Source organism: Anaerophilus nitritigenes (genome assembly GCF_004138215.1).
Lineage (GTDB): Bacteria > Bacillota > Clostridia > Peptostreptococcales > Thermotaleaceae > Anaerophilus > Anaerophilus nitritogenes.
In genome coordinates this window covers 1-20,423 of the sequence record NZ_RYYS01000014.1, presented here as the reverse complement: position 1 = coordinate 20,423, position 20,423 = coordinate 1, and the positions used below count along the sequence as shown (strand labels likewise).

The 20,423-nt window shown below is 30.0% G+C and carries 14 protein-coding genes and 1 riboswitch; of the genes, 2 read left to right on the top strand and 12 right to left on the bottom strand.

The window, feature by feature from the left end:
• Window positions 1-10: 10 nt before the first annotated feature.
• From purH to EK368_RS01390, 7 genes are all read right to left on the bottom strand, one after another.
• On the bottom strand, window positions 11-1,540 hold the full coding sequence (purH, locus tag EK368_RS01420; protein ID WP_129595948.1) for a bifunctional phosphoribosylaminoimidazolecarboxamide formyltransferase/IMP cyclohydrolase: 1,530 nt from the start codon (window positions 1,538-1,540) through the stop codon (window positions 11-13).
• Complete coding sequence (gene purN / locus EK368_RS01415; RefSeq protein ID WP_129595947.1) at window positions 1,521-2,168, bottom strand: phosphoribosylglycinamide formyltransferase; 648 nt, start codon at window positions 2,166-2,168, stop codon at window positions 1,521-1,523. Before purN ends, purH begins: the two co-directional genes overlap by 20 nt.
• Entirely contained in the window at window positions 2,159-3,187 is a 1,029-nt protein-coding gene (gene purM, locus EK368_RS01410; RefSeq protein WP_129595946.1) for a phosphoribosylformylglycinamidine cyclo-ligase, read from the bottom strand. Before purM ends, purN begins: the two co-directional genes overlap by 10 nt.
• Window positions 3,188-3,196: 9 nt before the next feature.
• A complete protein-coding gene (gene purF / locus EK368_RS01405) occupies window positions 3,197-4,609 on the bottom strand; it encodes an amidophosphoribosyltransferase (RefSeq protein ID WP_129595945.1) in 1,413 nt (470 codons plus the stop codon).
• A gap of 10 nt (window positions 4,610-4,619) precedes the next feature.
• A complete protein-coding gene (purC, locus tag EK368_RS01400; RefSeq protein WP_129595944.1) occupies window positions 4,620-5,321 on the bottom strand; it encodes a phosphoribosylaminoimidazolesuccinocarboxamide synthase in 702 nt (233 codons plus the stop codon).
• 13 nt (window positions 5,322-5,334) lie between these two features.
• Window positions 5,335-5,817, bottom strand: coding sequence for a 5-(carboxyamino)imidazole ribonucleotide mutase (purE, locus tag EK368_RS01395; protein ID WP_129595943.1), 483 nt, complete (start codon window positions 5,815-5,817; stop codon window positions 5,335-5,337).
• 99 nt (window positions 5,818-5,916) lie between these two features.
• The gene (locus EK368_RS01390; RefSeq protein WP_129595986.1) at window positions 5,917-7,212 is read right to left on the bottom strand and encodes an NCS2 family permease; all 1,296 of its coding nucleotides are present in this window, start codon (window positions 7,210-7,212) and stop codon (window positions 5,917-5,919) included.
• A gap of 201 nt (window positions 7,213-7,413) precedes the next feature.
• Window positions 7,414-7,515: riboswitch (purine riboswitch) on the bottom strand.
• A 259-nt stretch (window positions 7,516-7,774) separates the two neighbouring features.
• Between EK368_RS01390 and EK368_RS01385 the strand changes: the two genes are divergently transcribed.
• Window positions 7,775-7,975, top strand: a complete 201-nt coding sequence (locus EK368_RS01385) for a hypothetical protein (RefSeq protein WP_129595942.1) — start codon at window positions 7,775-7,777, stop codon at window positions 7,973-7,975.
• A 66-nt stretch (window positions 7,976-8,041) separates the two neighbouring features.
• On the opposite strand, the gene EK368_RS01380 is transcribed toward EK368_RS01385, so the two are convergent.
• A complete protein-coding gene (locus EK368_RS01380) occupies window positions 8,042-11,779 on the bottom strand; it encodes a phosphoribosylformylglycinamidine synthase (protein ID WP_129595941.1) in 3,738 nt (1,245 codons plus the stop codon).
• A gap of 105 nt (window positions 11,780-11,884) precedes the next feature.
• On the opposite strand from EK368_RS01380, the gene EK368_RS01375 reads away from it, so the two are divergent.
• Entirely contained in the window at window positions 11,885-12,769 is an 885-nt protein-coding gene (locus EK368_RS01375; RefSeq protein ID WP_129595940.1) for a LysR family transcriptional regulator, read from the top strand.
• A 418-nt stretch (window positions 12,770-13,187) separates the two neighbouring features.
• On the opposite strand, the gene EK368_RS01370 is transcribed toward EK368_RS01375, so the two are convergent.
• The 4 genes from EK368_RS01370 to EK368_RS01350 all read right to left on the bottom strand — a co-directional run bounded on the left by EK368_RS01370 (window position 13,188) and on the right by EK368_RS01350 (window position 19,986).
• Window positions 13,188-13,634: a hypothetical protein gene (locus EK368_RS01370; protein WP_129595939.1), complete on the bottom strand. Its 447-nt coding sequence runs from the start codon at window positions 13,632-13,634 to the stop codon at window positions 13,188-13,190.
• Between the two features lie 262 nt (window positions 13,635-13,896).
• Window positions 13,897-15,105 carry a restriction endonuclease subunit S gene (locus EK368_RS01360; RefSeq protein ID WP_129595938.1) on the bottom strand — a complete coding sequence of 403 codons (1,209 nt, stop codon included), beginning with the start codon at window positions 15,103-15,105 and terminating at the stop codon, window positions 13,897-13,899.
• Between the two features lies 1 nt (window position 15,106).
• The gene (locus tag EK368_RS01355; protein ID WP_129595937.1) at window positions 15,107-16,657 is read right to left on the bottom strand and encodes a class I SAM-dependent DNA methyltransferase; all 1,551 of its coding nucleotides are present in this window, start codon (window positions 16,655-16,657) and stop codon (window positions 15,107-15,109) included.
• A 20-nt stretch (window positions 16,658-16,677) separates the two neighbouring features.
• Window positions 16,678-19,986, bottom strand: a complete 3,309-nt coding sequence (locus tag EK368_RS01350) for a DEAD/DEAH box helicase family protein (RefSeq protein ID WP_129595936.1) — start codon at window positions 19,984-19,986, stop codon at window positions 16,678-16,680.
• Window positions 19,987-20,423 lie beyond the last annotated feature (437 nt).

Here is a 20,423-nt window from a genome sequence, read left to right as displayed (position 1 = left end):
GTACTCCTCCTTAGTGTTTAAAATGTCTCATTGAAGTAAATACCATAGCTATTCCATATTCATTTGCCATTTGTATAGATTCTTCATCTTTAATAGAACCTCCTGGCTGAATGATTGCTGTAACTCCTGATTTTGCTGCTTCCTCTACACAATCTGAAAATGGGAAAAATGCATCAGATGCAAGTACACTACCCTTTACTTCTTCATTAGATTGCTTGATAGAATTTTCTACAGCCCATATTCTATTGACTTGTCCAGGTCCTATCCCTATAGTCTTTTGATCCTTTGCAAGAACAATTCCGTTAGATTTAATATGTTTTACAACCTTTAGAGCAAAAATCATGTCTTTCATTTCTTTTTGTGTAGGAATTCTTTCTGTTACTACTTTTATATCCGTTGTCAAATCATAGTCTATTTCTTGAATCAAAATTCCTCCATTTACTTTCTTTATATCTATAGATCCTTTTGACTGTTTCACATTTATATTAGAAAGCTTTAATATTCTTATATTTTTCTTAGATTGTAAAATTTCTAGTGCATCTTGATCAAAATCTGGTGCAATAACTATTTCTATAAATATTTTGTTGATTTCTTCTGCTGTTTTTTTATCTATCTTTCTATTGGCTACGATAATTCCTCCAAATATAGAAACTGGATCACATTCATAGGCTTTTACATATGCATCATAAATATCATAGCCACTTCCAACTCCACAAGCATTAGTATGCTTAACTGCTACTACAGTAGGCTCTTCGTATTCTTTTAAAAGCTCCAATGCTCCATTTGCATCATTTATATTATTAAAAGAAAGCTCTTTTCCATGAATCTTTGTAGCTTCTATTAATGAACCTTCTTTTTCTCCTATCTCTTTATAAAATACTGCCTTTTGATGAGGATTTTCTCCATATCTTAAATCTTGTACTTTTTCATAAGTCAATGTAAGTGTAGAAGGAAGTTCTTCATTGATTTCTTTTCTTAAATACTCAGATATGAGTGCATCATAATGAGCAGTATGCTCAAACACTTTAAGTGCTAACTTATATTTCATATCATAAGAAATTTCACCTTTTTGTATTTCACTAATTACATCTTTATAATTATCAGGATTGCATACTACTACTACATCTTTATGATTTTTAGCAGCAGATCGTAGCATAGTAGGCCCACCAATATCTATATTTTCAATAGCTTCTTCTAATGTTACATCTTCTTTGCTTATGGTTTCTTTAAAAGGATATAAATTAATGACTACCATATCAATTGGTGTAATATTTAAACTTTTAAGCTGCTTCATATGAGTTTCATCATCTCGTCTTGCAAGCAATCCTCCATGAACAGCAGGATGCAGAGTTTTAACTCTTCCATCTAAACACTCAGGAAAATTTGTAATCTCTGATATTCCTATGACTTTGATTCCATTTTCCTTTAAAACCTTTGCTGTTCCTCCAGTTGATATGATTTCTATATTCATATCTTGAAGTTTTTTTGCAAACTCTACAATTCCTCTTTTATCCGAAACACTAATGAGTGCACGTTTCATCCTCTAATCCCCCTATTTTAACTTTTCTTCCCTCTACTTTTATTTTTCCTTCACAAAAGTATTTCACTGCCAAAGGAAGAATTTCATGCTCCACCTTTAAAACTCTCTCTGACAAAGAATCTATGGTATCATCTTCTTTTACAATTACACTCTTTTGTAAAATTACAGGTCCTGTATCCGTTCCTTCATCTACAAAATGAACTGTAGCTCCTGTTACTTTTACTCCATATTCTAAAACCCCTTCATGAACCTTTTTTCCATAAAAGCCTTTCCCACAAAAGCTTGGAATCAAAGATGGGTGAATATTTATAATTCTATTTTTATATAATCTAACTAGTTTTTTATCTATTATACTCATATATCCTGCAAGAATTATTAAATCAATATTTTTCTCTTGTAAAATTTCTATTATTTTTCCATTTCTTTCATTGATATCTGAGAAATTCTTCTTTCCTATATAAATACTTTCAATCCCATGCTTTTCTCCTCTTTTTATGGCATAAGCATTTTCATTATTAGAAAGTATAAGTTGTATTTTCCCATTTATATTTTTCTTTTCTATTTCATCTATAAGAGCTTGAAGATTTGTTCCTCCCCCTGATACAAACGCGGCAATATTTATTGACATAAATTCACACCTACGCCTTTAACTACTTTTCCTATCCTATAAGCTTTTTCATCTTTTAAATCTTCCATGACATGATCTACATCGTCTTTGTCTACTACAAAAATCATGCCTATTCCCATATTAAAAGTAGCAAACATATCTTCTTGTTTGATATTTCCAAGCTTTTGCATATATTCAAAAATAGGCAGGATGTCAAAACTTCCTATTTCTACATCAACACCTAGTCCTTTTGGAATGATTCTTGGAATATTTTCATAAAATCCTCCACCCGTCATATGAACCATTCCTTTAATAGAATGTTTATTTATTAATTTCATCACTATATCTGTATAAATACGAGTAGGCTTTAATAGCTCTTCTCCTAAAGTACATCCTAATTCTTCTATATATTGATCAAGCTTATAATCTAGTGTGTCAAAGAAAATTTTTCTTACCAAAGAATAACCATTGCTATGAATACCACTTGAAGAAATACCAACAAGTACATCTCCTTCTTTTATTTTAGATCCGTCTATAATTTTGTCATAATCTACAATTCCTACTGTAAAACCTGCCATATCATACTCTCCATCTGAATAAAAGCCTGGCATTTCTGCTGTTTCTCCTCCAATTAAAGAGCATTGTCCCTTTAAGCATCCATCTGCTATTCCTTTTACAATATCAGCTACCTTTTCAGCTTCTAGTTTTCCTGTAGCCACATAATCTAAGAAAAATAATGGTTTTGCCCCTTGGCATAATATATCATTGACACACATAGCTACACAATCTTGTCCTACTGTATCATGTTTATCCATCATAAAAGCAATCTTTAATTTTGTTCCTACTCCATCCGTACCAGATACAAGTACTGGATTTTTATATTCTTTTAGATCTAGTGAAAATAATCCTCCAAATCCACCTAGTCCACATAATACATTTTTAGAAAAAGTCTTTTGTACATGCTCTTTCATAAGATGAACAGCTTTTGCTCCTTCTGATACATCTACACCTGCATCCTTATACGTAAGTGATTTTTCCATAATGTCCTCCTACCTCTTTTCAAATAAATACTTATTTCCCGACTTTGGAACTTCCATTGGATACTCTCCACTAAAACATGCACTACATAAATCATTTTGTATACAAGTAGAGTTTAATAGTCCTTCAATACTCAAATATCCAAGACTATCAGCGCCAATCATCTTTCTAATTTCCTCTATAGAATGAACAGCTCCTACCAAATTTTTTCTAGTTGGAGTATCTATTCCAAAATAACAAGAATATTTTACTGGAGGAGAACATACCCGTACATGAACCTCTTTTGCTCCTGCATTTTTTAACATTTCTACAATTTGTCCGCTAGTAGTTCCACGTACAATAGAATCATCTACCATGATAATTCTTTTTCCCTCAATGTTTTCTTTTAATACATTGAGCTTCATTTTTACACTTCTTTCCCTCATCTTTTGATCAGGTTGGATAAATGTTCTTCCTACATATCTATTTTTAATAAGCCCTTCTCCAAAAGGTATCTTAGATTCTTGAGCATATCCAATAGCTGCCACAGTTCCTGAATCTGGAACTGCAATGATTAAATCTGCATCTACTGGATGTTCTTTTGCAAGCATCATTCCTGCATTTTTTCTACTGATATATACACTTTGTCCATCTATATTACTATCTGGTCTTGCAAAATAAACAAATTCAAAGGAACATAATGATTTTTTTTCATTACATTTATATTGAATACTTATAATTTCATTATCTTCAATAATAATCATCTCACCAGGCTCTACATCTCTTATAAATTCTGCTCCCAATACACCAAAAGCACAGCTTTCTGATGATAATACATATCCTCCATCAAATTTTCCTATGCATAAAGGTCTAAGTCCACTTGGATCTCTTACCCCTATTAATTTATTTTGATAGGTGATTACAAGTGCATAAGCACCTTTTATTTGATTCATTGTATCTTTAATGGCATTTTCTATCCCTAATTTATTTTTTCTTGCAATCATATTAGCAATGACTTCACTATCTATAGAAGTTTGAAAGATCACTCCTTCATCTTCAAGCTCTTCTCGAATCTCTCCTGCATTAATGAGATTTCCATTATGAGCCAGTGCAAGAGCTCCTCCTTTATGATGCACAACCAATGGTTGTGCATTCATAACATAGCTTTCTCCAGTAGTAGAATATCTTACATGTCCTATGGAAATATCTCCTTGTAATCTTTGTATAACTTTATCTGAAAATACCTCTTGTACAAGACCCATCTCTTTGTAATAATGAATTTCTCCATCTTTATTCGCTGCAATTCCTGCGCTTTCTTGTCCTCTATGTTGAAGTGCATGAAGCCCAAAGTAAACCATTTGAGATATATTTTCCACTTGGGGAGCATAAATTCCTAAAACCCCACATTCTTCTTTTAGTTTATCTAAATTTTCTCCATTATACATAGCTACCTCCCTACTGAAGTCTGTTTAATACTTCTTGATAAGTGGATTCTACATCTCCTAAATCTCTTCTAAATCTATCTTTATCCATTTTTTTATTAGTTTTTACATCCCATAATCTACAAGTATCTGGAGATATTTCATCTGCTAAAATCACTTGTCCATCAAATGTACCAAATTCTAATTTAAAATCTATTAATTTCATACCTTTTTCTAAAAAGTATTCTTTTAAAATTTCATTTACTTTCATAGTATAATCTTTAATTGTATCTATTTGCTCTTTAGTTGCAAGATTCATAGCTAACACATGATCATCATTGATCATTGGATCTCCTAAATCATCATTTTTATAACAAAATTCAAATATAGTATGTGAAAAAGGTGTTCCTTCTTCTATTCCTAATCTTTTAGACAAGGAACCTGCTGCTACATTTCTTATAATAACTTCAAGAGGTAATATTTTTACAGCTTTTACAAGCATTTCTCTATCACTTAAAAGTTCTTCAAAATGAGTAGGTATTCCTTTTTCTTCTAAAATTTTAAAAAGTAATGCTGACATTTTGTTGTTAATAATACCTTTGTCTTCAATAGTACCTTTTTTTTGTCCATTAAAAGCAGTTGCATCATCTTTATATTCTACAATATATCTTTTTTGATCATCTGTCTTATACACCTTTTTTGCTTTTCCTTCATATAACATTTCTAATTTTTCCATGTTTTTATCCCCCTTATCTGTTTAAAAAAGCTTCATCTTTTTTTATAACTTCTTCTTCTTGTTCTACTCTAAATCTTTTTAATTTTTCTTTTAAACTATCATATTTTAAAGACAACATTTGTATAGCAAGCAGTCCTGCATTTTCAGCTCCATTAATCGCAACTGTTGCAACTGGAATTCCCTTTGGCATTTGTACAATAGACAATAAAGAATCTAATCCATCCATAGTAGAGGATTGAATAGGTAATCCAATAACTGGTAATGTAGTCAAAGATGCTAGTACTCCTGGCAGATGAGCCGCTTTTCCTGCTGCTCCTATGATCACTTCAAATCCATTATTTTCTGCTTCCTTTGCAAAGTTTGCAGCACGCTCTGGTGTTCTGTGAGCTGATATTACTCTAACACTTACTTCTACTCCAAAATCTTTTAATACTTTTTCTGCTTTTTCTACCACTTTATAGTCTGAATCACTACCCATAATAATCGCAACTTTCATAAAAATCCTCCTTGTTATATTAGATATTTTTTTAATATTCTCACTTTGTTTTGTAGTAAAAAACCCGATATAGACTCATCTATTTCGGGCTATTATATTTTAACTAGCTATGTGCTTTATTATAAATAATAATGTTACTATATACATCATAGGATGAATTTCTTTTTTTCTTCCTGTTAAAGCTTTTAAGAATACATAAGAAATTACTCCAAAGACTAATCCTTCTGCAATACTATAAGCTAAAGGCATCATGATAATAGTTAGAAAAGCAGGGATGGCTTCTGTAAAATCATCAAAATTAATTTTTAAAATAGGACTCATCATAAACATTCCCACTAAAATCAATACTGCTGAAGTAGCTTGTGGTGGAACAGATGTAAATATTGGAGCAAATATAGTTGATCCTAAGAAAAGCACTCCTGTTGTAATAGCTGCAAGACCTGTTCTTCCTCCCTCAGCAACTCCTGATGCACTCTCTACAAAAGTAGTTACTGTACTTGTTCCCATCATAGATCCTACTGTTGTACCAATAGCATCTGCAAATAAAGCTTGTTTAGCATTTGGAATTTTTCCATCTTTGTCTAACATATTTGCTTTTGTAGATACTCCAATTAAAGTTCCTAATGTATCAAACAAATCTACAAATAAGAAAGTAAATACTACAACAACCATATCTGCAGAAAAAATTTGATCTGTACCAACAAATTTCCAAAATATAGGTTCAATAGATGGTGGTATACTCACAAGTGCATTAGGAATCATAGTTTCTCCAATCAAAATTCCTCCTACTGTAATAATCATCATTCCAAATAATAAAGCACCTTTTATATTCTTTATAAGTAGTATTCCCGTAATAATAATTCCTATTAAACTCAATAATACTGCTGGATCTTTTACATTTCCAAGTCCTACTAAAACAGCATCATTTTTTACAATAACTCCTGCACCTTGAAAACCTATGAAAGCTATAAACAATCCAATTCCGACACTTACTGCATTTTTAATAACACTAGGCATTCCATTAATAATGGCTTCTCTGATATTTGTTATCGTAAGTATAATGAAAATAATTCCTTCAATTAAAACTGCAGTTAAAGCAAACTGCCAACTATATCCCATTGTTAAACATACAGTAAAAGCAAAGAAAGCATTTAGTCCCATTCCAGGTGCTAACGCAAAAGGTAAATTTGCTAAAAAGCCCATTAAGAATGTAGCAAAAGCTGCTGATAGTGCAGTAGCCGTAAATACAGCTCCTTTATCCATTCCTGTCATGCTTAAAATATCAGGATTAACTACAAGAATATATGCCATCGTCATAAAAGTAGTAATTCCTGCCAAAATTTCAGTTTTCACATTTGTTTTTCTCTCTGAAAGCTTAAAGATATTTTCAAGCATTCCAGTATTTCCTTTTTTGTTTGTAAATTCCAACCTGATCTCCTCCTTAAATTGGATTATTTTTACTGTGGTCAAAAAAAACGAAACCCGAACAGAGAGGTTTAATATGCAGTGAAACCTCCCCGTCCGGGCTTTTCTCCCCACGGTGTAGTATTACAAAGTAATACTCGTATCACTCGGACCTGACACTTTCGCCGGAACCCTAGATACGCTTTCACCCATAGTCAAGCAATTTACGGTTGCTTGGTAGATACTTTCGGACCCTATTACCGAAATTATACGAGTAGATCATCAATTGTCGTGTTCTTGTTTCACTATTATTTTAGCAAATGGCTCCCATAACGTCAAGAGTTTTTTCGAATATTTTTCAATACTTTTTGTAAATTGATTTGTTTATATTCGAATATTAAGCTTTTATTTTTTTGTAAAAGTTCGTGTTTTCCATTAAAATTTAAAACATAACAATCCATATAATTTTAGTCTTCCCTATAAATAACAAAAGGATTCTTATATTTTTTATAGAACTTATTTATTGTTATATTAAATGAAAGGAGTCTGTGATATGGTTCAAACGATTATAGAAAAAAAATTTAAAGAATTACTCGTTGCACGAAAAAATAATCAATTATATGATTTTCGTAATGAATTAAAAAAAGAATTAGAATCAGCTTTAAAAAATCCCCGAATACATAGAGAAAAAAAAGATATGAAAAATTTAATTCATGAAATAGAAACTCAATATGATACAAGTTTTTTGCATTAAAAATTTGTATTTTTAGTAAATATTACCTAAAAATGCATAAGAAACCGGGAATACTCCCGGTTTCTTTTATTTAAAATAATCTACTCCAGCTTTAAATATACTTTGATCTTTATTCCCATCTATATTGATAGCTGTATTTTCACTCATTCTTTCTGTATGTGCCATTTTTCCAAAGATCCTTCCATCAGGGCTTGTAATTCCTTCTACTCCATAAAAAGATCCATTTGGATTATAAGGCATTTGATGGGTTGGTTTTCCATTCATGTCTACATATTGAGTAACAATTTGACCATTTTGAATCATTTTTTTCATTTCCATCTCATTTGATACAAATCTACCTTCTCCATGTGAGATAGCTACTGTATGAATGTCTCCTACGTTTGTATACATCATCCATGGCGAAAGATTTGAAACTACTTTTGTTCTTGCTATAGTAGACGCATGCCTTCCTATATTATTAAAGGTAAGAGTAGGTGCATCTTCATCAGTCTCTTTAATTTCTCCATATGGTAGCAGTCCAAGTTTGATAAGAGCTTGGAATCCATTACATATCCCAATCATCAAACCATCTCTATTTTTAAGAAGATCCATTACAGCTTCCTTTACTTTTTCATTTCTAAAAACTGTTGCAATAAATTTTCCAGAGCCATCTGGTTCATCTCCTGCACTAAATCCTCCTGGCAAAGCTATAATTTGTGAATTCTTTATATGCTCTACCATAGATTCAATAGACTCTTCTATATCTTGATGCTTTAAGTTTTTAAATATTAAAGTTTTAGGTATCGCTCCTGCTTTTTCAAATACTCTTTGCATATCATATTCACAGTTTGTTCCTGGAAATGCTGGAATAAATATTCTTGGTTTTGCTAATTGTATAGATGCTTTTTTATGAATTCCTTTTTCAAAAGAAATATTTGGAATATCTCCTTCTTGCTTTTTATAAGTTGGAAATATACTTTCTAGAGGTTCTTCCCATTCTTTTAATATTTTTTCTAATGAAATCTCTATCCCATTAATTAAAATATTTTCATTTTCTTGAGTTGTTCCTAACACTTCATAATTTATGTCTTTTAACAGAGAAATATTTTCAGAATCCATTTCTAAAATAAAGGAACCATAATTAGAATCAAATAACTCATTTTCATTTATTTCTTTTTCAAACGCTACTCCTATTTTATTTCCAAAAGCCATTTTGCTAATTGCACAAGCTATTCCACCTATTCTTATAGATTGAATAGATAATATCTTTTTTTGTTGCACCAATTCATGTATTTGTTCAAAATTTCTTTTTAATTCTTCAAAGTCTATTAGCTCATTTTCATTTCTTTTCACTGAAATGTATACAATCTTACTTCCTATTTTTTTGATTTCAGGAGAAACAATATTTCTAATATCTGCAGTACTTACTGCAAAAGCTACTAGTGTTGGAGGTACAGTAATATCTTTAAAAGTTCCTGACATGCTATCTTTTCCACCAATAGCAGGAGTTTGAAATTCTTTTTGTGCCAAGTATGCTCCCAAAAGAGCACTAAATGGTTTACCCCATTTTTCAGAGTCTTTGTCTAGCTTTTCAAAATACTCTTGAAAAGACAAACGTACATTCTTATAATCTCCACCCATAGCTACTATTTTGGATATAGCTTCTACAACTGCATACAAAGCTCCATGAAAAGGGCTCCATTTTCCAATTTTAGGGTTATATCCATAGCTCATTAAACTTCCTGTAGTAGTCTCTTTATGCAAAACAGGAATTTTAGCAGCCATTCCCTCTGCTGGAGTAAGTTGATATTTTCCTCCTAGTGGCATCAAAACAGTTCCTGATCCTATAGTACTATCAAATCTCTCTATAAGTCCTTTTTGACTTGCTACATTTAAATCCTTAAGATTTTTGATCCAAGCTTTTTCTAAGTCTTTTTCTTCTATATTGTTTTTAAAATAGTTATTTTCTTTATTCAAAGCTTTTACACATACTTGAGTTTTTTGCTTTACTCCATTTGTATTTAAAAATTCTCTAGAGATATCTAAAATAATTTTCCCTTTCCACTTCATTACAAGTCTGCCTGTATTTGTAACATCAGCTACTACAGTAGCTTCTAAATTTTCTTCATTGGAAAGCTTAATAAACTTCTTAGCATCTTCTTTTTTTACTACTACAGCCATTCTTTCTTGAGATTCAGATATAGCAATTTCTGTTCCATCTAATCCTTCATATTTTTTAGGTACTTGATCCAAATCTATTTCTAAACTATCTGTAAGTTCTCCAATTGCAACAGATACTCCCCCTGCTCCAAAGTCGTTACATCTTTTAATCATTTTACTTACAATTGGATTTCTAAACAATCTTTGAATTTTTCTTTCTGTAGGTGCATTTCCCTTTTGTACCTCTGCTCCACAATTTAATATGGATTCTTCATCATGCTCCTTAGAAGACCCTGTAGCTCCTCCTACACCATCTCTTCCAGTTCTTCCTCCTACTAATATAACCACATCTCCTAGGGTAGGATTTTCTCTTATTACATTCTCCTTTGGTGCTGCTGCAATCACTGCACCTACTTCCATTCTTTTAGCTACAAAATCCTCATCATAAACTTCAGCTACCTGCCCTGTAGCAAGTCCTATTTGATTTCCATAAGAGCTATATCCTGCTGCTGCTTGCGTAGTAATCTTTTTTTGAGGTAATTTCCCATCTAAAGTATCTTTTATATCTACTCTTGGATCTGCACTTCCTGTTACTCGCATAGCTTGATATACATAACTTCTTCCTGAGAGGGGATCGCGAATGGCTCCTCCTAAACAAGTTGCAGCTCCTCCAAAAGGCTCTATTTCTGTAGGATGATTATGCGTTTCATTTTTAAACATCAAAAGCCAATCTTCATCTATTCCTTCTACATTTACTTTAATATTTATACTACACGCATTAATTTCATCAGAAACATCTAAATCATCTAATTTCCCTTTTTTTCTAAGTTCTTTCATACCTATAGTTGCTAAATCCATAAGATTTATATCTCGATTTTTATCTTCATATACATATTTTCTTGAAGAAAGATATTCATCATATATATTTTTTATAAATGGCTCTTCTATTTGAACTTTTTCTATTTCAGTCATAAAAGTAGTGTGTCTACAATGATCCGACCAATAAGTATCTATTACTTTTAATTCAGTAATCGTTGGATTTCTCTTTTCTTCTTTAAAATATTTTTGACAAAATAATAAATCTTCAAAACTCATGGCAAATCCCATATTATTTTTAAAGTCCATTAAATCTTTTTCATTTTTTTCTAAAAAATCTTCAATCACTTCTACATTTTCTGGATTTTGAGTCTCCATTTTTAAAGAATTTGGTTTGTTTAATTCAGCTTCTCTAGAGTCTACTGGATTGATACAATATTCTTTAATTTTTTTAAATTCATCTTCTGTTATATCTGCCTTTAGTACGATAATCTTTGCTGTTAAAATATGAGGTTTTTCCTTTTGAGTAAATATTTGAACACATTGTTCTGCTGAATCTGCTCTTTGGTCATACTGTCCTGGAATGTATTCAATTCCAAAAACTTTTTCTCCATCTTCTATTGGGAAAATTTCATCATATACATCATCTACATTTGGTTCTGAAAAAATAGTATTTCTAACTCTTTTATATTCTTCTTCTGAAATTCCTTCTATATCATAACGATTTAAAATTCTTAAATCTCTTAATCCACTCATTCCTAAATTTTGTTTTATATCTTCTAATAAATCTTTTGCTTCTATATTAAAGCCTTGTCTTTTCTCTACATATATTCTTTTGATGGCACTCATGTTATCCCACCTTTTTTCATTTAGTATTTACAATTTGATTGTAACATAATACAATTGATTAATAAAATTAATATAGTTAATACTATACATTAGAGGTGCTTATAAATGAATGTAAATCTAGAGCTTTATAAAAATTTTTATTATGTAGGAAAATATATGAGTTTTTCTGAAGCAGCTAAAAATTTATATATTTCTCAATCTGCTGTGAGTCAATCTATCAAAAGCTTAGAGGAACAATTAGGTATACAACTATTTGTTCGTCATACAAAAAAAGTTAAATTTACTTCTGAGGGAGAAAATTTATTTGATTATATAAAAAATGCTTTTCATTTTATTCAGTTAGGAGAGAATTTTATAGAATCTATTCATTCCTTAGACGTAGGAGAAGTAACTATTGCAGCAAGTGATACCATTTGTAAATATTATCTTCTATCTTATATTAAAAAATTCCATGAAGCTTTTCCAAATATTAAAATCCAACTTATTAACAAACCTTCTCCTCTTTGTGCAGATCTTTTGTATGAAGGAAAAGTAGATCTAGCAGTAGTAAATGTTTTTGAACAGAATAATAAGGATATAAAATATACAGAAATAAAAAAAATACAAGATGTATTTATTGCAGGAAAGTCTTATGATCACTTAAAAAATTTACAAATAGATCTAAAAGATCTTGAAAGTTATCCTTTTTTAAGTCTTAAGAAGAATTCTACTACTAGAAATTTTTTTGAAAGTTATATAAAAAATCATCAAGTAAGTATCTTGCCTGAAATTGAACTAGAAAGTATTGATCTTTTAATGGAACTTACTAAAATTGGATTGGGAATATCTTTTGTTATGGAGGATGCTATTCAAACACTTCTTAAAACTGATGATATTTTTATATTAGATGTAGTTCCAAAGTCTTCTAAGAGAAGCATAGGAATCCTTACTCATGAAAAAATTCCTCTTTCTACTGCTGCGAAAAGTTTTTTAGATTTGTTATTTTACTGATAAGAAAAAATGATTCTTAATATAAAAATCATTTAAATTGTAGACAAAGGCATAAAAACCGTCACTAATTTTCAAATTTGGAAAATATATAGAAACAGTCGAAAATAGCATTACAAACTCGCTACGCTCAAACAGTGTAATGCTAATCATTTTCTCTCTTTTTTCTATATTTTCACAAATTCTCAATAATTGTTCCTTATTTTTATGCCTTTGCCAAAATACACTTTACCGCTAATAACCTTCTGTCTAGAAAATAGAAACTACTGTAGCAAAAGCACTAATCACCATCATAGCTGCAATAGTAATAGCTACTACTTTTTTTGTTTTATATTTCATGCCTTTCAACCCCTTTATAGTATTACTCTTTATTCTATTTATATCTTATTTTCTTATAAGTTTCAAGAATATGAAAAAGTAATTACTCTAATAATCTTCCTTCTAAGTAAGAGTACTTTAAATACTCTGGGTTACTATAATAAACAGATGAATTGAAATCTGAAATTTCATCACTTATAAATGAATTAAATACTTTGAATAAAACATCTAGTAAATTATATTGTTCTGAAATTATACTTATTATTAATCTCTGATACACTTTTCCTATTGCTTGAACACTTGGAACATTGTATTTACATACTCCAACAGTATCAAAATCCCCTTCTGATATATTAAAATACTCTATTATTTCATCTGAAACTTGGTCAAATGATAGACAATGATTAACCTCTGCAATATCTAATTGTCTTGTTAGTTCTTCCTTACCTAATATTTGAACAATTGTTGACCTTCTATTTTTAGTTTTTCTACCTATAAATTCTATAAGACAACATACATAAAACAAATCATTTTTTTGAGCATCATTCATTAATAAGCTCACCTCTTTCAAATTTCAGGCAATCAATAGCTTTTAATGTATGAAAACTTTCTTGCTATTTCTTCATCATGTATACAACATAGTGGAACGACCCCTGTGTCGTTCCTAATTTTATTTTAAATCATTTAAATTTTAATTAAATGTATATCTATATATGCTTTTTTCTGTAGATAAGTTACTATTTTCATTTTACAACTACCTTTTTCTATAATTATAATAAATATCAAATTTATTACATATATACTCCTCTAATTTAATTAAATAATTCTCCAGTAAATGCCCTTTGCATTAATGAATTAAAGTTATTTTCTAATTCTTCTAAACTCTCCTCCATTTTACATTTCAATTTATCGATTTGATTAACTAATTTAGCAAAGTCATTTTGTAAACCTATTGGTGGTATTGGTACTTTTAAATTTAAAATATCTTTGTTAGCAATATTTGCTTGTCTCACACCTCTATTAATTCCTGTTAATCTCTTTTTAATTTCTGGAACTTTTAATAAATATGTTAAATAATATTTATTAAATAAATTTTCTGATTTAATTTCTAACTTTGCATTACGTTGGTTTAAATAATACTCTTCATAATCGTCACCAATTATACATACATTCCCATAATCATCTTTACCAACAGTTCCTGTTAGTGATATAACTAAATCTTTCGGCTTTATCAAATATTTATTAAGTTTCCTATCTTTTTTCCAAAACATCAAATTTTCTGGCTTAAAATATCCTGCATTAATATTGCCTATTTTTAACACTGGTATACCTTCATTTATAAATTTAGTACTTTTAAATGCATATCCGCCTATTACATCAATATACTTTTCTAATACTCCTACATTCCATCCTTTAGGATTTAATACTGGATCCCCAAACATCTCGATAAATCTCGATTTAACTAATTCATCCAACAAATTAATAGCTTCTTTTCTCTTTTTTATAGCCTTTTCAGCCTTTTCTAAAACCTGAACTATTTTCTTTTGAGTTTCTAATGGGGGTATCTTAATTTCTATATCACTAAATTGCGTCTTATTTATTATAGGAACAATAGGCGCATTAGCTACTGCTTTTAGTAAATATTTATATTTTAATATAGCATACCCTAAAAATTTTGCATCCACTATATTATTATCAGGTATTATAGCATTAATTTGTTGATTAAAACACGCTTCAGCTTCCACTATTGCAACCTTACCTATAATTCCGATACAAGTTACTAATATACTTCCAGCAGGTACCTTCCTTGCTTTTTCAGACCCACTTGATGATATATATGCTTTACTAATATTTATTTTATTAAGTGTATTTTTCCTTAAATCATCTGGCTTAATAAACATAAAATCTTTAGAATTATAGTACTCTTCACACTTTGTTGATGGTGTATTTCCTGTAAGTATTTTTCCTAAATCCGATAGTTTAACTTTTCTCCACTCTTCTGAAAAATTAGTCTTCTCCATCCTACTTCACCATTCCTTTAAGCTCTGCTACATCCTCTAAAATTGATTTTTCTAAAGCCTCAAGCTTATCTAGTATCATCTCTGGCTTTTCATATACTACCTCTTCGTATTCTATTTTCTTATATTTATTTATTGATAAATCATAATCATTATCTACTATCTTTTCTTTTTCTACCCAAAACCATTTATCTTCTTTCGTTGGCTCTATCGTATTATCTTTTTTTACAGCTCTCCATTTTTCTACTATATCTGGAATATCTCCATCATGATCAAGTTTGTTTCTTTTATCATCTAGTGATAATCCATCACTTTGCATATCATAAAACCATACTTTATTTGTTTCTCCACCTTTTGTAAATAAAAGCACCGCTGTTGATACTCCTGCATAGGGTTTAAATACTCCTGAAGGCATTGATATTACACCTTCTAATGCATTTTCTTCCACTAAATTTTGTCTTATATCCTTATGAGCTTTCGTTGATCCAAATAACACTCCGTCTGGAACTATTACAGCACATCTTCCACCTAAATCAAGTATTGTATTGATAAGCTTCATAAATAAAAGTTCAGTCTTAGTAGTTTTTGCTCCCTTTGCAAGGGTAGAATTTATATCTTCTTTATCTATACTTCCTTTAAAAGGTGGATTTGCTAATACCAATGTATATTTATTTTCTTCTTCATAATTTTTAGATAATGTATCCATTTGTCTTACATTTGGGTTATCTACACTATGAAGCATAAGATTCATTGAAGCGATTCTAACCATTGATGGGTCAAAGTCAAATCCATAAAACATTTGATTTCTAAAATGCTCCCACTCTTCACCCTTCATCATATCTCCAATTCTATTATGAAGATTTCCTTCCTCATCGGTAAATACACTTTCAGAGTTTGTGTATTTTTCTAATACATATTCTAATGAATTAATTAAAAATCCAGCAGTACCACAAGCAGGGTCACATATTTTATCATCACATGATGGGTCCATAAGTTCAACCATCATTCTTATTATATGTCTTGGTGTTCTAAACTGACCATTTACTCCTGATGTTGAAAGCTTTGATAAAAGATACTCGTATAAATCTCCCTTAGTATCTGCATCATCCATATTTATTCCATCAATAAGTCTAACTGACTCTTGAAGTAGAGATGCTTTTGGTATCATAAATACTGCATCCTTCATTTCAGCTGTAAAACTTGAATTATCCCCACCTAATTTTTTTATTGCAGGAAATACCTTTTGTGATACAATATCAAACATATTTTCAACATCTAAATGCTTAAATTGACTCCACTTTAATAATTCATAGTTAAAATCTTCCTCTATCTTACGGTCTTCTTTTAATTTTTCACTTAGCTCCATAAATAACGATCTATATGGTTTGCCTATTCTATTGGCTCTTTTTTCATTTGCATTATCCATATCATCTAATCTTTTTATAAACAAAAGATATGATATCTGCTCTATTACAGTCAGAGGGTTCGATATTCCCCCTGACCAAAAATTATTCCATAATTTATCAATTTTACTTTTAATATCTGGACTTAACATTGCTTTGACTCCTCCTAAATTTAAGATATATATGTCGCTTTAAATGGTGCTATCAGATCAAAGACATCATCAGCCATTCTCCCAAATATACCATCCACTCCATTTGGACTAAATGATGTATAGGGTTGTGCAAATAATGCTGCAAAGGATATCCCTTTGTTTTTAGCTATATCGTTCTTAATAATTTCTAAAGTTTTAATTTGAGTAGCATTCATTTTTTTATGGTACTTTTGAATAAATTCTTCAAACCTTTTATTTAATTCCATTTCATCAACACCAACAAACTTTCGAATAATACCGACTATATCCTCTTTATCTATATCTGTTTTACTTGAAAGCTCATCTATACTATAAACAAATTCTTCACCAAATATGGAGTATATACCCTCTATTTCAGTTTGAGAAAGCTTTTCACCTTTTCTAATTTTAAGAATCACTAACTGATCATTTAACTTCTCTTCAATGGCTGATTTCACTCTCTTTTCATAAGGCTCCATATTAGCTCCATATAAAACTGAACCCGCACTAATTTCTTTTACTACTCCAGCAGTATCTTTTATATCAAATACTACAAAAGCTCCTGATGTAGCTCCTTTATGTTTCATCAAATCTCTTAGATCTATTCTTATTTTCTCTAATCTTTCGTAACTAAGATTCTCCCAACCTGATGGCTGTAATAATGATTTTACAACCTCTCTTTTTCCATCAAATTGATTTATATTGAGTTTTAGTCTTGCTAACTTTTCCATAGTCACATTAATTTCTTTAATCAATAAATCCTTATCGTTATTCTCAAAGTTTTGAAGTATTCTATATATTGAGTTGTCAAATGAAATAGCATCTGAATTATCTTTCGCTTCAATCCATTGAATTAATGGTGCAATCTCTAACTTTAGCTTTTTAATAAAGTTTTCACTTAAATTCTTCCAGTATTCTTCCTTTTTAACCTGTTCTATTTTCTTTCTATTTTTCTTTATTTCTATGCTCTCTAATGGTAACTCTTCTATATCTCTCTTTAACTTTTCTACAAAATCATTGCATATATTCTCTTTATTTTTTAACTTATATGTTTCTAAAAGCTTGCACAAAGATTCAAATCTAACCTGCATAGATGTTTTTTGTAGCTTAGGAATAAATCCTTTTGGATTCATTTCAAAGAATTCAAAGTTTTTATATGAATCAAAAATAACAAACTCTGTTTTGTCTAATCCATTGTCAAATAAATTATCGCATCTTCTTGTTCCTCTACCTATCATCTGCCAAAACTTAACCTTTGAATATATAGGCTTTGCGAATACTAAATTAACTATTTCAGGTACATCTATTCCTGTATCTAATAAGTCTACAGAAATAGCAATTCTAGGGAATTCTTCATTTTTAAAATTTTCTATAAGTCTTTCCTTATCCTTAATTCCTGAATAAATAACAGCCGTCATTTTTCCTTTATATTGAGGATACATTTCATTAAATAACGAATCTAGTAGATTAGCATGATTTTTATTTTTGGCAAATATGATTGTCTTTCCTAAATGATCTCCTACTTTAATTCCATTATCCATTAATGTCTTTAATATAAACTTATTGGTATCTTTATTTGTTATTTTCTTTTCTAATTCTTTTTTATCAAATTCAATTTCATCACCATTATAACCTTCATCATCCACCTGTCTTCTTTGTTCTTCTGTCATTTGGCTATATTTTATTCCTTTTCTTAAAAAGTCAGTAGTAGCATCAATTACTCTTGGCTCAATAAGATATGGAGGTATATGACTCCAAGCTTGGTCTATGGAAAAATTAAATGTGGGATCTTCTTCTTCACAATTAAATAAATCAAAAGTATTTCTTTCTATAAAATCTACTGGTGTAGCTGTTAGCCCTATAATACGAGAATCAAAATATTCTAAAATATCCCTATATGTCTTATATATACTTCTATGAGACTCATCACAAATAATAAGGTCAAAAAATCCTACACTAAACTTACTATAATAATTAATCATAGTTTGATATGTTGAAAAATAAAGTGTAGCCTCTCTATTATCAGAATTTTTCCCAGTAAATCTACAAGATATTTGCTCTGGCATAAAGGTTTTAAAGCTATTTTTATCCTCTTTAGCTTGTCTTACAAGTTCATCTCTATCCGCTAAAAATAATACTCTTTTAGCCCAATTTGCTTCCATCATGCCCTTTGTTAATCCAATAACTGTTCTTGTTTTTCCAGTTCCTGTAGCCATTACTAAAAGAGATTTTCTAAACCCACTTGAATATCTTTCATACACTCTTTTGATCCCTTCTATTTGATAGGGTCTTCCTGCAATATTTTGGTCTATTTCAACTTTGTTTAAATCCTTCTTATACTTATGTTTAAAAAATAATTCTTCTAAATCTTCTAGTGTATAAAATCCCCAAATTTGTCTTGGCTCACTGTACTTATCATCCCACATGTATATTTCATATCCATTGGTATAAAAAACTATAGGCCGAACTTTATAATCTCTTTCTATCGTATTGGCATATTCTACTGCTTGTTGGCGTCCTATAATAGGATCAACAAAAGATTTTTTAGCCTCTACTACTGCAATTGGTTTGCCTTTTTTATCAAACAATACATAATCAACAAATCCTTTTTTACCAGCTTCTTTATGGTTTTCTAAGAGAAATTCTACTTTCACAAATTCATTGTTACTAATATCCCATCCTGCATCCTTTAACATTATATCTATCAATTTTTTTCTGGTTTCTGCTTCATTCAGCTCTAAAGTTTCTTCAACTTCCTTCTCTAACTTTTTATCATTTTCAGTTTCAATAACTGTTTTTACTTCTTCCTTTACAGCACTTACTTCTTTAATATGTTCTTCTTTTATTTCTTCCTTTTCTTTAGCATACTCTTCCATGTTATATACTGGTGCTTTCGCTTTAACTGGTTTAGGAGTTTTATATGCTAATGGTTTTATTGAAGTATCTTTTGTTACGTTAATATAAAACCAAGCCGATATTCTATACATAGCTACTAAACATTCTAAAGCATCTTTTTTGTTTTCATAGCCTTCATGATTCGCCTTATTTCCATAACGTCTCACTATATCAAACAAGTCTGGTATAGCTCCATTTATTCTTGTATTTCTTAAAAGTTTAATCTTATCATCTTGAGTTAAAAATTTATCCACTTCAATTTTCAAAGCTGCTAATATATGATCTATCAGTTGTTCTCCAAACATACGCATCTTTAACATGGATGCATTGCTATCCGTATGAAGATAGTTTTCTGCTTGTGTTCCTAACTTAGCCAATATTGCCCATTTCTTATTTAAAAAAGTAAAATTAGACATGATATCCCCCTCATTTCCTTCTGCTTTACTATTAAATACTCCTTTATACTATTTTATCATTTTTTAGCTTATTATAGCTAAATCTCCCTATTTTTTCATTTATAAAAACTAACAATACAATTATATATAAAATACAGACTATTGACAAAGTATATTGTAGCAAAGTCCTAAAATTCGAAACATTTATTGAGAATTTGTGAAAATATAGAATAAGGAAGAAAATGATTAGCATTACACTGTTTGAGCATAGCGAGTTTGTAATTCTATTTTCGACCGTTTCTTCATATTTTCTAAATTTGAAAATTAGTGAAGAATTTTATAACTTTGTCTACAAACTACCACCATTATATACACTATCTCTTTTTATAAAAGTCAAAAGGTTCTATAATAAATGTTGGGGTGAATAACTCCAACATTTAATTTTTTGCAAAAAAATA

Excerpts from the sequence above, each read along its gene's own strand:
- EK368_RS01380 (WP_129595941.1), bottom strand. The coding sequence starts at position 11,779 with ATGAGTGCCATCAAAAGAATATATGTAGAGAAAAGACAAGGCTTTAAT.
- purM (WP_129595946.1), bottom strand. The coding sequence starts at position 3,187 with ATGGAAAAATCACTTACGTATAAGGATGCAGGTGTAGATGTATCAGAA.
- purN (WP_129595947.1), bottom strand. The coding sequence starts at position 2,168 with ATGTCAATAAATATTGCCGCGTTTGTATCAGGGGGAGGAACAAATCTT.
- EK368_RS01350 (WP_129595936.1), bottom strand. The coding sequence starts at position 19,986 with ATGTCTAATTTTACTTTTTTAAATAAGAAATGGGCAATATTGGCTAAG.
- EK368_RS01360 (WP_129595938.1), bottom strand. The coding sequence starts at position 15,105 with ATGGAGAAGACTAATTTTTCAGAAGAGTGGAGAAAAGTTAAACTATCG.
- purF (WP_129595945.1), bottom strand. The coding sequence starts at position 4,609 with ATGTATAATGGAGAAAATTTAGATAAACTAAAAGAAGAATGTGGGGTT.
- EK368_RS01390 (WP_129595986.1), bottom strand. The coding sequence starts at position 7,212 with ATGCTTGAAAATATCTTTAAGCTTTCAGAGAGAAAAACAAATGTGAAA.
- EK368_RS01355 (WP_129595937.1), bottom strand. The coding sequence starts at position 16,657 with ATGTTAAGTCCAGATATTAAAAGTAAAATTGATAAATTATGGAATAAT.
- EK368_RS01375 (WP_129595940.1), top strand. The coding sequence starts at position 11,885 with ATGAATGTAAATCTAGAGCTTTATAAAAATTTTTATTATGTAGGAAAA.
- purH (WP_129595948.1), bottom strand. The coding sequence starts at position 1,540 with ATGAAACGTGCACTCATTAGTGTTTCGGATAAAAGAGGAATTGTAGAG.
- EK368_RS01385 (WP_129595942.1), top strand. The coding sequence starts at position 7,775 with ATGGTTCAAACGATTATAGAAAAAAAATTTAAAGAATTACTCGTTGCA.
- purE (WP_129595943.1), bottom strand. The coding sequence starts at position 5,817 with ATGAAAGTTGCGATTATTATGGGTAGTGATTCAGACTATAAAGTGGTA.
- EK368_RS01370 (WP_129595939.1), bottom strand. The coding sequence starts at position 13,634 with ATGAATGATGCTCAAAAAAATGATTTGTTTTATGTATGTTGTCTTATA.
- purC (WP_129595944.1), bottom strand. The coding sequence starts at position 5,321 with ATGGAAAAATTAGAAATGTTATATGAAGGAAAAGCAAAAAAGGTGTAT.